17 protein-coding genes are annotated in these 13,711 nt (G+C 68.7%); 4 read left to right on the top strand and 13 right to left on the bottom strand.

The features are described 5' to 3' along the window. The first annotated feature begins 3 nt into the window (after positions 1-3). The 4 genes from KF688_17920 to KF688_17905 are packed head-to-tail and all read left to right on the top strand — an operon-like array spanning position 4 to position 3,192. Positions 4-1,083: a hypothetical protein gene (locus KF688_17920; GenBank protein MBX3427562.1), complete on the top strand. Its 1,080-nt coding sequence runs from the start codon at positions 4-6 to the stop codon at positions 1,081-1,083. A 14-nt stretch (positions 1,084-1,097) separates the two neighbouring features. Further along, the gene (locus KF688_17915) at positions 1,098-2,039 is read left to right on the top strand and encodes a zinc metalloprotease (protein MBX3427561.1); all 942 of its coding nucleotides are present in this window, start codon (positions 1,098-1,100) and stop codon (positions 2,037-2,039) included. A gap of 9 nt (positions 2,040-2,048) precedes the next feature. Continuing rightward, a complete protein-coding gene (locus KF688_17910) occupies positions 2,049-2,363 on the top strand; it encodes a hypothetical protein (protein MBX3427560.1) in 315 nt (104 codons plus the stop codon). A 31-nt stretch (positions 2,364-2,394) separates the two neighbouring features. Continuing rightward, the gene (locus KF688_17905) at positions 2,395-3,192 is read left to right on the top strand and encodes an MBL fold metallo-hydrolase (GenBank protein MBX3427559.1); all 798 of its coding nucleotides are present in this window, start codon (positions 2,395-2,397) and stop codon (positions 3,190-3,192) included. A 432-nt stretch (positions 3,193-3,624) separates the two neighbouring features. Here KF688_17905 and KF688_17900 read toward each other — a convergent pair whose 3' ends face one another. The 13 genes from KF688_17900 to KF688_17840 all read right to left on the bottom strand — a co-directional run bounded on the left by KF688_17900 (position 3,625) and on the right by KF688_17840 (position 13,483). After that, a complete protein-coding gene (locus tag KF688_17900) occupies positions 3,625-4,287 on the bottom strand; it encodes a ThiF family adenylyltransferase (protein ID MBX3427558.1) in 663 nt (220 codons plus the stop codon). After that, the gene (locus KF688_17895; protein MBX3427557.1) at positions 4,268-4,879 is read right to left on the bottom strand and encodes a Mov34/MPN/PAD-1 family protein; all 612 of its coding nucleotides are present in this window, start codon (positions 4,877-4,879) and stop codon (positions 4,268-4,270) included. The genes KF688_17900 and KF688_17895 overlap by 20 nt, the downstream gene beginning before the upstream one ends. After that, entirely contained in the window at positions 4,833-5,903 is a 1,071-nt protein-coding gene (locus KF688_17890; protein MBX3427556.1) for a hypothetical protein, read from the bottom strand. The genes KF688_17895 and KF688_17890 overlap by 47 nt, the downstream gene beginning before the upstream one ends. Before the next feature lie 54 nt (positions 5,904-5,957). Further along, on the bottom strand, positions 5,958-6,176 hold the full coding sequence (locus KF688_17885; GenBank protein ID MBX3427555.1) for a molybdopterin converting factor: 219 nt from the start codon (positions 6,174-6,176) through the stop codon (positions 5,958-5,960). Between the two features lie 61 nt (positions 6,177-6,237). Beyond that, on the bottom strand, positions 6,238-6,435 hold the full coding sequence (locus KF688_17880; GenBank protein ID MBX3427554.1) for a hypothetical protein: 198 nt from the start codon (positions 6,433-6,435) through the stop codon (positions 6,238-6,240). Positions 6,436-6,543: 108 nt separating this feature from the next. Further along, positions 6,544-6,786: a hypothetical protein gene (locus KF688_17875; GenBank protein ID MBX3427553.1), complete on the bottom strand. Its 243-nt coding sequence runs from the start codon at positions 6,784-6,786 to the stop codon at positions 6,544-6,546. An 8-nt stretch (positions 6,787-6,794) separates the two neighbouring features. Next, positions 6,795-7,682 (bottom strand): hypothetical protein, encoded by an 888-nt coding sequence (locus KF688_17870; protein ID MBX3427552.1) that lies wholly within the window; start codon positions 7,680-7,682, stop codon positions 6,795-6,797. A gap of 141 nt (positions 7,683-7,823) precedes the next feature. After that, positions 7,824-8,057: a hypothetical protein gene (locus KF688_17865; GenBank protein ID MBX3427551.1), complete on the bottom strand. Its 234-nt coding sequence runs from the start codon at positions 8,055-8,057 to the stop codon at positions 7,824-7,826. A 44-nt stretch (positions 8,058-8,101) separates the two neighbouring features. Continuing rightward, entirely contained in the window at positions 8,102-9,619 is a 1,518-nt protein-coding gene (locus KF688_17860) for an AAA family ATPase (protein MBX3427550.1), read from the bottom strand. 52 nt (positions 9,620-9,671) lie between these two features. Continuing rightward, positions 9,672-9,869 (bottom strand): DUF2997 domain-containing protein, encoded by a 198-nt coding sequence (locus tag KF688_17855; protein ID MBX3427549.1) that lies wholly within the window; start codon positions 9,867-9,869, stop codon positions 9,672-9,674. After that, positions 9,866-10,234: a DUF1257 domain-containing protein gene (locus tag KF688_17850; GenBank protein MBX3427548.1), complete on the bottom strand. Its 369-nt coding sequence runs from the start codon at positions 10,232-10,234 to the stop codon at positions 9,866-9,868. The genes KF688_17855 and KF688_17850 overlap by 4 nt, the downstream gene beginning before the upstream one ends. Next, entirely contained in the window at positions 10,231-10,788 is a 558-nt protein-coding gene (locus KF688_17845) for a hypothetical protein (GenBank protein ID MBX3427547.1), read from the bottom strand. The genes KF688_17850 and KF688_17845 overlap by 4 nt, the downstream gene beginning before the upstream one ends. A 415-nt stretch (positions 10,789-11,203) precedes the next feature. Continuing rightward, the gene (locus tag KF688_17840; protein ID MBX3427546.1) at positions 11,204-13,483 is read right to left on the bottom strand and encodes a recombinase family protein; all 2,280 of its coding nucleotides are present in this window, start codon (positions 13,481-13,483) and stop codon (positions 11,204-11,206) included. Positions 13,484-13,711: the final 228 nt, after the last annotated feature.

The following is a 13,711-nucleotide window of genomic DNA, read 5'->3' as shown; positions in this document are numbered from 1 at the left end:
GCTATGCAGTTCGATTCGACTTACTTAGGTCCGCAAGGCCTGACTGGCGAAGACGCGGCGTATCGCGGTTCGCGGTACGCCGACGTGAGGGCGGCGCTGTTCCGAAACGCCTACTACGAGACCTGGGGCGCCGACGGCGAGGCGCCGCTGCCGAATTACGGCGTCACCCTGGGGCGCATCGTCCGCGGGCTCTGGCCGGGAGGACTTCCCTGGCAGTTTAGCCGCGCCGCCCAGAGGACCGTCGACTCACGGGCCGATCTGCGCTGGGGACCCGATGGTCGCGGTTATCGTCGTCTACTGCACCCCAACGCCGTCTGCCTGTGCGGTCGCTGGATCATCGACGCCCCCAGCGACTACACCGGATATTTCCGCCAGGGAATGGAGGCGCTTGTCATCAGCCGCTACTCCACCTGCTGCAACGAGACGCGACGCGGACGGATTCGTTCCTTGTCGATGGTCGGCAAACTCTTCCCCACGGATGATCCCGAACACGCTGAGCCGCTGCGTACGGCCAATTTCATTACGCAGGAGGACATTGGCGGCGTGCGGACGCTGTACGTCAACGACGCCGAATTGCGCAACGCCCCGGACGTGACGCCCTGGCGGCGCGGATGGGGCACGCCAATTCTGTTAATTACCGGCCTGTTGTTCAAAAGAGTCGATCGCGAGGCGGCGATTCGGCAACTTCATGCGATCGCGGAGTTGGACCCGGCGGACCGACCTGCGTCGGCGACGCGAACTCCTGCGTTCATGCGGTTGATCGTGGCCGACGACCAACCGCGGATCATGGGGGACGAGTTGGATTTCCGCGACGAAATCCTGGCTCATTTGTACGACCGCGGCGATCCGAACCCGACGGGCCGGCGGTTGACGTTTCACATCGAGGTCGCAGACGAAGGAACTCGCCGCGGTCTCATCGCCACGCGATGGCGATTTCAGAAATGGACTCGCATTGGACGGATCGAGTTCTCCGAAGCAGTCGCGTCCTACAACGGCGACTTTGTAATCCATTTTTCCCATCCTCCTTGGCGCACCGATCGGAACGATCCGACCACCGCGGTCCGCCAACCACCTCGTGAATAGGTTGCTTGCGCCCCATGGCCAAGAAGAAGAAAACAGCCGTAAAAGGGAAATCAGCCGAACAACCGCCCAAGCGACGCATGTGCGGCACGATGCAGGTGCATCAATGGCTCCTCGAATCGCACCCGGGGTTCCGTAAAGAGCAGGTGGAGATTGAGAGCGCGATGCGCTCGCGACTGATGGCGCCGATGGCCGCTCGGACTTCGCCCTACAAGATCACGGTGGTCGTCCACGTCGTGTTTCGCAGCGCGGCGGAGAATATCTCCGACGCTCAAATCAAGAGCCAAATTGACGTACTCAACAAGGACTTTCGCGCTAAGAACTCAGATCGCAGCAAGACTCCCCCCGTTTGGAAGGGGCTGACGTCCGATGCGATGGTTGAGTTTTCGCTAGCGACCAAGGATCCATCCGGCAAAGCGACCACGGGGATTACGCGCACCAGCACTTCCACCGACGGGTTTGGCGACGATGATAACGTCAAGTTCACTCAACGCGGCGGGATCGACGCTTGGCCGACGAACAAGTATCTCAATATCTGGGTCTGTCAGTTGCGAGGGGGCTTGCTCGGATATGCGCAATTCCCCGGCGGTCCCAAGGCGACCGACGGCGTCGTGATTCTCTCGACCGCGTTCGGCACCAAGGGGACCGCCCGAGCGCCGTTCAACAAGGGCCGCACGACGACGCACGAGATCGGACACTATCTGAATCTGCGGCATATCTGGGGGGACACCGAGGATTGCAGCGGAACCGACCTCGTGGCGGACACGCCCAATGCCGTGACGCCGAACTACGGAAAGCCGACGTTTCCGCACGTTTCTTGCCACAACGGCCCGCACGGAGACATGTTTATGAATTACATGGACTACGTGGACGACGACGCCATGTTTATGTTTACCACAGGCCAAGTCGCCCGCATGCGAATGACGCTGGACGGGCCGCGCAAGAGCCTGGTGAGTTAAGAGAGTCGCATGTCCGAGGCGATCGAGCGGAAACTCATGTGCCGACATTGGATTCATTCCCATGAGGAGGACGAGGGCTCCTTGCGCGTCTATCGCCCGGCAACGCACAAGTTCCCCCCCTCGCGAGGACGAGAGGAATTGGATCTGCAACCTGCCGGCGAAGTGGGGGGCAAACACCCCGGACCCGATGATCGCGGAGTTCAGCAAGACGGGGCTTGGGCGCTGGAAGACCGCACGCTGGCCGTCGATCTTCCTGCCGGAACGCGCTCCTGGTTCGTCGTCGAAGTGACGCCCGACAAACTCGTCCTGCGACGGAACAAATGAAGTCGCTCGCAACTCGTCGACCAAGCCGTGCATGAACATTCACGCCACTCATCTTTCGACGGCCTGCCTGCTGCTGGAGATCGGCTCGACGAGGATCGTGACCGACCCCGTCTTCGACCAAGGACAAGTTCGTTATCGCTTGGGCCCCGCGGCGTATGCCACACGCTACGTGGGGCCAGCGATTGACTTGGAACAATTGCCGGCGATCGACGTTGCTCTGCTAAGTCACGCCCATCACTTCGACAATCTCGACGCCCGGGGGGGCGAACTGATCTCGCGAGTCCCGCAGGTAATCACGGGCCGCAAGAGTTCACAGCGGGCCGGCGAACGCGCAACTCGACTGGCCGTCTGGGAGTCGACAACAGTCACCGGACACGACGGCGTCGCGATTACGATCACCGCGGTCCCCGCTAGGCACGGGCCGCGCTGGCTTCCCGGATCGCGCCATGTCGTGGGCTTCGTGCTGCAGTGGCCTGCCCAAACCAGCGGGGCGCTCTACATTTCAGGCGACACCGTCTGGTTCGGAGGTCTGCGTCGCATCGCCAAGCGATTCGACGTGGACGTCGCCGTGTTGCATCTGGGAGGGGTCCACTTTTGGCCTCCCTGGCCCTCATTTGTGAAACTGACAATGACCGGGCGCCAGGCGGCTAAGTATGCGACCGTATTGAATCCCAGGACAATCGTTCCGATTCACTACGAGCAATCCATCTGGTCCCACTTTCGCGAATCGTTGGAGAGCTACCGCAACGAGTTCGCCGATGCCGGGCTGACAAGCCGCATCAAATGGTTGCGTCACGGCGAGCGGACAGAGATTCGTTCCGAACCGTAGGGTGCACAAGTTCGCGCCGCCTAGAATCCTCGACGATCTCAGGCCTGAAACCGACTTCGACCACCCAGAAACAGCCCGTCCAATTGTCGCCGCCCAAGCCAGATCTGAAACGAGAACCGAGCATTGAGTGAAGCAGCGCCGTCCGCATGCGGTTCGGCGAGCGTCAAGAAAGCGCAACTCGGCCGTAATCTCAAACTGCACGGTGACACTGCACGACGTTCGTCCGGCTGGAGCACGCCGCGGAGCGACTCGTCGATTCGGACAACTTCCCGGCGAGCGGCCCGTTGCCAATGCCCGTGCCTTGGTGCGGTCGGAATGGGTTGGCATGTTCCTCCGATATCTAAAGGAAAGCCCCCTGTTTTTGCACTCCTGCAAACGCCTTGGTCGCCCGCGCCGTGCCTCCAGGACGCAGCGCGAGCGACCGGCACAGGCTCAAGCGAGCGGCGCGAGCTCGTCGGCGAGGAGATTGAGGACCAAGTCGGCGGCGACGGGGACGCCGCGGAGGCGTTTGGCGAACTGGGCGACGAGGAGCCCCGCGGCGACGCTCGCGGCGTAGAGCGTGCTGCGGCTCGTGCAGGCCCCGGCCTGGGCCTCGCGCTGCGGGAACAGGGTCGTCGCGTAATGAGCGCGGGTCGGCGCGTCGTAGGCGGCGAGGATCCGCAGGGTCTCGCCCCGCATCCGGCCGTCGAACCACAAGGGGACGGCGTCCCCCCCGCCGCGCCACAGCGCCGCGCGGGTCGAGATCGCGTCGACGCCCGCGAAGGCGACGTCCCCGAGCGGGACCCGCGGCCGCCAGCGGGTCGGGACGAGGACGAGGTCGACGGCCGGGTCGAGGGCCGCGACGTCGGCGGCGAGGGCTGCGACCTTGAGGCGCCCGACGTCGGCGGCGCGCCAGCCCTGGGTCGTCACGTTCGTCGCGTCGACCCGGTCGAAGTCGACGAGCTGCAACCGCCGGCAGCCGAGGGCCGCCAGCTGGAGGGCGACCTGGCGGCCGATCGCCCCGCAGCCGATCACGCTCACGGCCAGCTCCGCGAGGCGATCCTGCGGAACGAGGTCGCGCTGGCGGACGAAGCGGTCAGGCGAACCGTTCGACATCGTGCGCCTCCTCCCGCGCCGGGCGCCAGCGCCAGTCCTCCCACGCGTCCCACGGATCGGGGAACGACGAGAGGGGCGTGACGCACGCGTCGTACTCGGCGCGCCACGCGGCGGGATCGCTCGCGGCGAACGGGCGGCCGAAGTCGATCGCGGTCGCCAGTTCGACCTCGAGCGGGACGACCGAGCGGACGCGGAGCCGGGCCGAGGTCGCCCCGCCCCGGGCGAGGATCGCCATGACGGCCCAGTCGCAGCGGCCGAAGACCCGCTCGAACGTCGCTTCGTCGACCGCCGACGGGGCCGCCGAGGTCCCGGGATGGGTGTGGATCCAGATCCGGGCGAACTCCTCCGGGCGCCGTCCGGCGTCGACGAGTCGATCGAAGAGATCGGCGACCGCCTCGTCGGCGAACTCGACCCGGGCGGCGTCGCACCGCTGGGGGACGAGCCGGACGTCGACCACGAGGAGGGGCTCGGCGGCGGCGGCGATCCCGAAGGCCCCGATCTCGGTCGGGCCGAAGTCGCGGAGCGCGACGAGCTTGGCCCACGCGTCAGGGGCGAAGCGGAGGACCGGTCGGCCCCGCGAGCGGTTCCGCACCGGGCGGAGCGTCGTCCGTTGCGTCCGCGTCGTCGATTTCCTCCGACTCGTCGTCGGCAGGCGCGGCGGAATCGACCGGGTCGTCGCACGCGGCGACGCAAGCGGGGCAACGATCGTGCTCATCGAGGCACTCCTCGCAGAGGGAAGCGTGACAGCCGCCGCACGCGCGGCGGCAGGAAGCGCAGCAGGGGCGGTCGCAAGCGGGACATCTCTCCGCACAGGCGCCGCAGGCGACGTCTCGGCAGACGCCGCATCGGTCGCCGCACGCCGAGCAGAGCTCGGCGCCGCAGGATCCGCAGCTCTGCAGGTCGTCGCGGTCGACGAGATCGGCGCAGTCGCGGCAGGGGACCCCGTCCCAGTCGGCGAGGGCGACGTAGGCGCTCCCGGGGTTGTAGGTCGCCAGGACGCGGGCGGCGATCGTGAACGCGTCGAGGAGCCGGCCGTCGGCGAGCGCCCGCCGGAGCGGGACGAGCCCGTCGCCGGCGCACAGCCCCTCGTTGCTCACGTGGGGGTGGGTGACGTCGGCGTTGGACCACGCGGGGCGAGGTTCGAGCGCGACGACCCGCACGGGGAGCGCGTGCGCGGCGACGTTCGCGACGTCGAGTCGCACTTGAAACGGCCCGAGCGCAATCCCGTCGAACTCGACGGGGGGGGTGACGACGACCAACTCGTCCCCGTCCAGGAAGACCTCGTCCCATTCCTCGCGCAGAGCGGCCAGGTCGCGAACGAGCTCGCCGGGGGACGGCCTCGGCAGCGAAAGGAGATCTTCCCCAGACCATGCGGCGAGCTGGTCCGACAAGGTCCGCCGCGCATCGGCGAGCCGGGCGGCGGCGTAGCGCGCGGCGGCGGGCCACTCGCGGCGCAGGGCGAGTTGGAGTCGCTCCGCCCACCGCTCCGCTTCGGCCCAGGCTGCGCGAGGCAAGGTCGGCGGGGCGGGCGGACGGCGCTGCGCGGCCAGCCCTGCGGCGACCGTGCACGCCTCGTCCCAGGCCGTACGGAGCAAGCGGCGGCGCGGCGCGTTCATGAAGGAACTCCTCGGGGCGAAGGGGAACGAGAGAACTCCGCGGCGCGGCGCTTGTCACGCCCCTTCGATCTTGGTCGGGGTGAAGCTGACGCGGTCCCCTTCCTGGAGGACCTGGTCGGCGGCGGCGGGCTGGCGATTGACGCGGACGAGGTAGTCGCTCGGCCGACCGCCGGGGACCTGCCGCTGAAACAGCGCGGCGACGGTCGTCCCGGCGGCAAGTTCGAGTCGGTCGGCGAACCCGGCGCCGTCGTTGTTGATGAACAGGATGTGCATAAGAGCTCGGGAGCGAGGGGCGAGGGGGGAGACCAGACGAACCAGGTCGGAGGTCGCGCGATCAGCCGCGGGACGCGCCCGAGTCGCGGCGGCGCTGGCGGTCGACGTCGTCCCAGTCGAGGTAGCCGGAGCCCTGGTAGGGCTCGGGGTCGTGGTCGGCGCAGGCGGGGTCGGCGAGGGTGAACCCGCGGGCGCGGATCGTGCGGATCGATTCGCCGGTCGCGGCGGCGACGGCGGCGGTCAGGTCGAAGGCGTTCATGACGAAGAGTCTCCGGGGGCGAGGGGGCGACTCGCCGTCGTGCGCGCCGGGCGCGCGGACGGCGAGCCGGGAAGGCCGAACGACAATGGGGGCGGCGCGCAGAGCGCGTCAACGAGCGGCGGCGAGCCGTTCCGTCAGCCACCGCACCTCGGCCGCCAACGCGAGCGAGCGCCGCGAAAACGGTCCGAGCCGCGGGCCGCCGCTCGGGGCGAGGTCGGCGAACCAGCGGCCGTGCGCGTCCGGCTCGACGTGCGAGGCTCGCACGATCGTCGCCGGGCCGAGCGCCGCGAGGTCGAGCGCCTCGTCGTACACGCAGCGAATCCGTCCGGCGGGCGCCACGATGAGTTCCATGGCGGGCCTCAAGGGGTGCGCCGCAGCACGTGCCGCCGCGGCCGCTCGACGAGGAGGCCGTCGAGCGTCTCGGCGACGCGGGTCAGTTCGCGACGGATCTCGCCGCGCAAGGGGGCGTCGGTGCGGAGCGCCTCCGGCGCGACGCCCGCGAGCAGGCTCTGAGCGTCGGCGACCAAGCGGTCGAGCTCTGCGTGCGACCCGACGTCGAGCCGCCGGAACCGTGCGAAGAACGCGCGGAGATTTTCGACGGCCGAATCGCGAAAGACCTTGGGGGTCCCGTCGGCGCGGCCGCTGAGCCGTTCGGCGAGATGGGCGATCAATTCGCGGAACTCCGTGAGGAACGCCTCCTCGGCGAGGCGGACCGCCGCGTCGAACTGCGCGGCGACCCGCCGACATTCCCGCTGATAAAGCTCGGGGTGGAGCCGCCGCAGATACGCGGGCGGCTCCACCGGCGGGTACTCCCAGCGGAGGGCGAACTCGTCCGCCAGCTCGGGCGGGTAGTCGCGCGGATCGTAGAGCCGGCCGAGCCGGACGCGGGCCAGGTCGCGGAGCTCGTCGTACCGCTCCTGCAGCAGCTCGACCGCTCCGCTCAGTTCGGTCGCGAGACCGGCGAGGCGCCGATCGAGTTCGGCGACGTCGGCCTGCTTGATGAGCCGGATCCCCGGCTCGGGGAACGGCAACGACATCCCTTTCCAGAGGGCGACGGCCCGGTGGCGGACCCGCGTCGCCGCCTGGAAGGCGGGGTGCCCCGTGTCGAGGAGTTTTTTGTTGGCGGCGACGTACTCTCGCGCTGCGCGAAACGTGTCGGCCGCTTCGGTCTGCTGCGCGCGGCTGAGGGTCCGACGGACCCCGAGCCAGGAGATCGACAGCCGCACGCCGGCCGTTTCGGCCCGCAACCTGGCGGCGAAGTCGTCGCGCCCGGCGTCCGCGGACGGCGCGGGCTCCGCGGGCGGCGCGGACGCCGCGGGCGGGTCTGCTAAGGCGAGGGACATGGGATTGACTGCCTGGGGAATGGGGGATGGGGGTTGGGCTGGCGCTCAGTCGGCGGCGCGCGGGGGGGCGAGTCCGCGGCGGTCGAGCCACGCGGCCAGTTCGTCGCACACGTCGGCGGCGTCCCACGCCTTGTCGGCGTTCCAACAGCGGCGACCGTCGTCGTCGAGATAGAGCAGCCGCTGCACGAGGCGGACGAGCTCGACGAGTTCGGCGCGGGAGAGCCGGACCCGCGCGAGGGGCGCGTCGAGGTCCGGCGGCGGTTCGTCAGGTTCGGTCATGGCGCACTCCAAGGGGGGAGAGGTTCGCCGGGGACGCCGGCCGCTCAGTTGGCGGACGGATCGATGCGGATCCCGCGGCGGCGAGGCGAAGCGCCGGGACTGCGGGCTTCGCCCGCATAGATCCCCGGCCGATCGGCGGCGAGGCAGCGGCCGGAAGCCCACTGCCGCAGCTCGCGCATCGCTTCGGCGGCCGCGATCGCGACCGGGACGACGTGCTGCGCCGCTTCGACGAGCGGGGCCTCGAGCAGGGCGGCCAACCGGCAGCAGCTCTTGATCTCGGCCCCGGTCCACTCGTCGTCGCCGGGCCGCGCTTGAGCCGCCTCGAGCGCATACGCCGCGCGATGGATCCCCCAGATCGCGTCCTTCTCCTGTCGATCGGGGAGATCGATGAAGAACACGCCGTCGAATCGTTCGGCGCGGGTGAACTCGGCCGGGAGCTGCCGGACGTCGTTCGCGGTCGCGACGACGAAGACGTCGCTCGTCCGATCGGCGAGCCACGTCAGCAGCGCGCCGAACAGGCGGGCCGCGACCCCCCCGTCGGCCTGACCGCCGCCGCGGACCCCGGCGAGTCCCTTGTCGATCTCGTCGATCATCAGGACGCAGGGGGCCATCGCTTCGGCCGCGGCGATCGCCCGGCGGACGTTCGCTTCGGTCTGCCCGACGAGCGACCCCAGGAGGGCCCCGACGTCGAGCCGCAACGTCGGGCGGCCCGCTTCGTTGCCGAGGGCCTTGCAGAACGCGCTCTTGCCGCACCCGGGCTGCGACAAGAGGAGGACCCCGTGGGCCCGCGCTGGACGGTGCGGACGGAGCGCGCGGAGGCAGAACGCCTTGAGCGCGGCCAGGCCCCCCAACTCGGCGAATCGTTCGCCCCCGTCGTACAGCGACAACAGCCCCGCCTGGGCGAGCTGCTGCGCCTTGAGTCGCCAGATCGTTCGGGGGGCGAGGGTCCCGTCGCGGACGAGCGACAGCGCGAACGCCCCTTCGGCCTCGTAGCGGGTGAGCCCCGCCGCGGCGTCGAGCACCGCCCCGCGCTCCTCCCCCTCGGGGAGTTCCGCCGGGTCGGCGCCGAGCTCGCGGGCGATTTCGGCGAGCTGTTCTCGATCGGGGAGTTCGTGTTCGAGGACCACGAAGAGTTTTTCGAGTTCGCGGGGGAGGTCGACCGTCGGCGCCAGGACGACGACGAACGTTCGGTGACGCTTCCCCCGTTGGATCTGCCGGATCGTCGCCTCGACGATCTCGGCCGAGCCGAGGAACCGATGGAAGTTGCGCAGGACCAAGAGGGCCGGGACGTCGTCGGCCGCCAGGCGACTCGCCGTCCGCACTGCGGCGAGGGGGTCGGTCGCCGTCGCGTCGCACGCCGGGAGGGGCGGATCGGCGCGGGCCTCGCCGCCGCCGGGGGAAAACCCCGCATCGACGTCCCAGGCGGCCCACCGCCACCCTTCGTCTCGGCAGAGGCGGGCGATCGCCGCCAGGGCGTCGTCTTGTTCGTCCGTGAGAATCCAGATTCCGGCGAAGCAGGCCCGCACGTAGTCGGCGAGCGTCTCGCCCAACGGCTGCGACATGAATGACTCCTGCAGGGGAGGGGAAGGGATCGACCGCCGCTCGCCGCGCCGGTCAGCCGTGACGTTGCGTCGCGTCTTGGCGGACCGCGAGGTCGACGGCGTAGAATTCCGCGGTCCGCTGGCGCCCGACGATCGCGCCGAGCGCCGCTTCCAGTTCGCGGGTCGCCGCTTCGCAGCGCGCGCCGGCGAAGCCGCGGGGTTCGAGGCGGACTTCGCCGCGGGGCGACACGAGGATCTCGATCGTCGTCATGGGGCGCCTCCGACGTGGACGGTGAGTTGTACGGCGCCCGTGGCGAGCCGCCGTTCGGTCACGGCATGGCCGCGCCGCCGGGCCTCGAGCGTCGCCTTCTCGACGGCGTACGCCTGGAGCAGTTCGTCGAGCCGCGCGGGGTCCCCCCAGCGGCCTTGAAACGTGTCGTAGCGGAGCTCGCCGACGGCGGTCCGGCAGACGACCGGATACCGCCAGTCGCGCAAGCTCACGGCGAGCCCCTCGACCTCCTCGGCGAAGAGCCGATGCCGGCCGGCGAGGGGCGCCGGCCGTTCCAGCCGCCGACACGCGGCGGCCAGCGCCGCCGGATCGCGGATCTGGGTGTCGATCGTGACGACGTGACTCATGGCGATTCCTCCGGGGGGAGCAGGGACGGGGACGAGTCGGGGGGCGGCGGCAAGGGAGCCGCCGAGGGCACGGCGAGACGACGGCTCGCGGCGAGTTCCGCGGCGACCGCCTCCCACACGTCGCCCAGCTCGGGCTCCGGCGGCGATTGTCCGCCGAGCACGAGCCAGGCGAGGGCCAGCGCGAGCAGGGCCGCCAGGACGATCCCCAAGCCTCGCACCGCGACGGCCAGCGCCGACGCAGTCCTTCGCTGGGACGCGATCCCGCGCCGCTCGGCGTCGAGCGCGGACCAGCCCGCGTCGAGCCGCCCCCGCTCGGCCTGAATCTCCTGCTGGAGATCGACCGCCGCGCGGCGGGCCGCGGCGTCGGCCGCGACCAGGTCGTGCGCGCCGGCCGCCGCGTGCGCGGCGACGCGGGCCAGCTCGACGTTCTGAGCGGCCTGCCGCTCGGCCGCCTGAGTCGCCGCGTCGACGACGCGACGGTCCTCGTCACAGCCCCCCGTCGCGAGGGCCGCGCTCGCGATCAGCAGCGCACCGAGTCGAATCGACGTCCGCATCACGGGACCTCCGGGGTTGCAGTAAGAAAGCGATCAGCCGCAGCAGCGCTCGGCGCCATCGCCGCTCGCGGGCCAGCGCAACGGCGAGCGCAACGACCGCCGCCGCCAACGCGGCCGCGACGTAAGTGGGCATCGGCAGTCTCCAGGGCGAAAGAAGATGGAAGAGGGAGGTCCGCTCCGACGAGGGAGCGGGTTCCTCTTCGCGAAAGCTACGAGTCCGGCAAGTCTTTATGCCCCGGTTCGGGGGCGGATTTAGCGCAGCAGGCCGGGGCGCCAAGACATCGCCCAGCGGACGCTGTATCGGCGCTAGAACACGTTCGGGACGGAACGGACCGCCGATGTCCGGCCTCAGAAGAACTTCGCGAATGACGCCCGGCGACTCTCGAACGTCTTCGCGCAAGAGACGCCAGGTGCGCTATGTCGTGTCCAAGTTGTCGTCCTTCTGCCATTCGCCCGTACGACGGAGTCGAATGTCCTTGCGGCGACGACGACCATCGGGGACCGGCTCGCCTCGCTGCTCGTGATCGGCGACCACGGCTTGTCGCACGACTTCGATGCCAATGTCCAGGCGGGCTGCGATCTCGCCGTACGCGAGGTCTTGCCGCCAGAGGAACATGATCTCCTCTCGTCGCACGTCCGCTTGTCGCTGCCTCTCAAGTCGAGACCGTAGCGATCGCCCGTCGGGAACTTGCAGTCCGCGGGACGCGTGCCAGTGCTTCCACGCGCGCAAGTAAAGCGTCTCGCTGATCTTGAAGCGTTGACAGATCTCCGCGACGGGCAGGCCGGCGTCGAACGAGTCCTTGATCTGGTCGGCGAGCTGCACGTGCCGCTCAACCGCCCGAAAGTCGACGTCGACAACATGGCGGGACTCCTCGTCCGGCGTCGGATTGCTCGCTTGGTCTTCGCCAAGAAGAACCGCGCAAGACGGAACGCAGATCTCAAACCGCCCCCGCAAGTATCGCTTCTCGACGCCGCGGTCGTTTCGCTCCCGATGCTCAGTGACGACGATCGAGCCGCGGAGCAAGGATCGCAGGGCGTGAGCGGCGCCCGGCGCTTCGCCGCGCAATGTCGCGTCCAGGGTACGCAGTTTCTCAGTCACCCACTCGGCCGTGGGGGGCGTCGCCATCTTGCGATCGCCCTCTCCGGGCCGTCGCAGATCAAGATCGAGACGCTCGCGTTCCTGGCGTAGCTCGCGGAGGCGATCAAGGAGCTCCGGGGCCCCCTGCTCTTCACAGAGGTTCACGAGATTGGCGATTCGCTGCTCCACATCGGCGAGCTTTCGACGAATCGCGGGTTCCGAGTCTTGCCGTGCCGCTTGGCGCCGACGCCAATGCTCCGCCGCTTTGCTGCAGATCAATTCCACGACTGTCGGATTGGCGATCAGGATCCGACCGACGGCGTTCAGAACGTACTGCTCGGCCCGCTGCCGATTGAGCGTCGCGCGGCAGTCGCACGTGCCGTCCAGACGACCGTGGCATTGCATGTACGCTGCGTTCTTCCCGCCCGTGTACAGCGGTCGATAGCGAATCTGCCCCGTTTCATCGGTCTGGGCGCATTCCCCGCAGACCACGACGCCTTGGAGGAGATGACGCGGGTTGGCGAAGCTGGAAGTCGACGTCGCGCCCGACAGCAGCCCCCCGACGACTTGCTCGCCGATGCGGCGCTTTCGCCGAGGCCCTTGAGCGTTTCGCTGAATCGCAAGTCGGTTTTGGGCCTGTTCAAACACGGCGCGATCGATAATCGCCAGTTCGGGTCGAAGGCGAGTCTGTCGATCCGACTCGGTCGGTCCGCGCAACTTCTGCCGCACCGTTTTGGTCCGCGGATCGCGATAGTTCTGTCGGACTCCCCAGGTCCATTCGCCGATGTACTTGCGCTGCGACAGCACGCCCGCGACGAGTTGCGGCCGCCAGTTCTTCGTCGTCGCCCGATGGTCTTTCGGGGCGCCTAGCCGAGTCAGTTCGCGGGCGATCCAGCTGAGCGACCGACGTTCGACGACGTACCATGCGAAGATCCGTCTCACCCACTCGGCATTCTCGGCGTGGATGACGTATTCCATGATCGGCTTGGCGTTTTTCCCTTTTCGCTGCCGGGTCGGGTCGGCCAGCGGACGCGACGCGAAACCGAAACAGGTGTCGCCGACGCAATACCCCTCGCGGACGATCTGGCTCTGCCCACGGGTGACCTCCTTGGCGAGCGCCTTGAGGTAGTGCTGGTTCTGAACGCCGAAGATCGCGGCGACCATCTCCCAGTTGTCCGACGCCGCGGTGTCGAGGCCGTCGTCGATCGAGACGACCCGCACTTCGTACTGATGGACCAGTTCCTGCAAGGTCTGCAGCGTCAAGACGCTGTCTCGGGCCAACCGACTTAGACTCTCGACGTAGACCGTGCCGACGCGACCCTCCCGCACCGCCGCCAAGAATTGATCGAGCCCCGGGCGGCTCCATGTCGCGCCAGAGACGGCGTCGTCGCGGAATTCAAAGTCGGGCGAGATCGTCAGCCCGTCCGCTTCGGCACGGGAGCGGCATTTCTCCTGCTGGCCGAAAATGCTGCGCTCGTCCTGGTTGGCTGACGAGAACCTGCAATAAGACGCCGCGGAGCGGCCGGATTTGTCGGCGACGCCGACCGCCGCGGCAATCGTCAGAACGGCGGCGAGACGCCAGGGGACGCTCGACCGCAGGGGCGGAGAACCTCGCAAGTAGTCCCTGATTTGTCCCTGTTGCCTGCGCCCGGGACCATGACCAACCACAAATGACGATGAATAATGAACGGACCCTAAGTGCTGGCCGCAGCTTGGCTTAGCGCGCAACTCGCGATCTGCGTTGAACTTGCAAATTTCGAGCGGATCGAATCCCGTGCCCTCCGCTCGGATCCCGGCCGGTACCGAGATGCTCGCGACTGGCCGGTTTTGAAATGCACGGGGACA

The sequence above is a fragment of the Pirellulales bacterium genome, assembly GCA_019636345.1.
Lineage (GTDB): Bacteria > Planctomycetota > Planctomycetia > Pirellulales > Lacipirellulaceae.
Note: the sequence above shows the minus strand (reverse complement) of the source record. Positions and strands in the feature narration are given on the sequence as shown.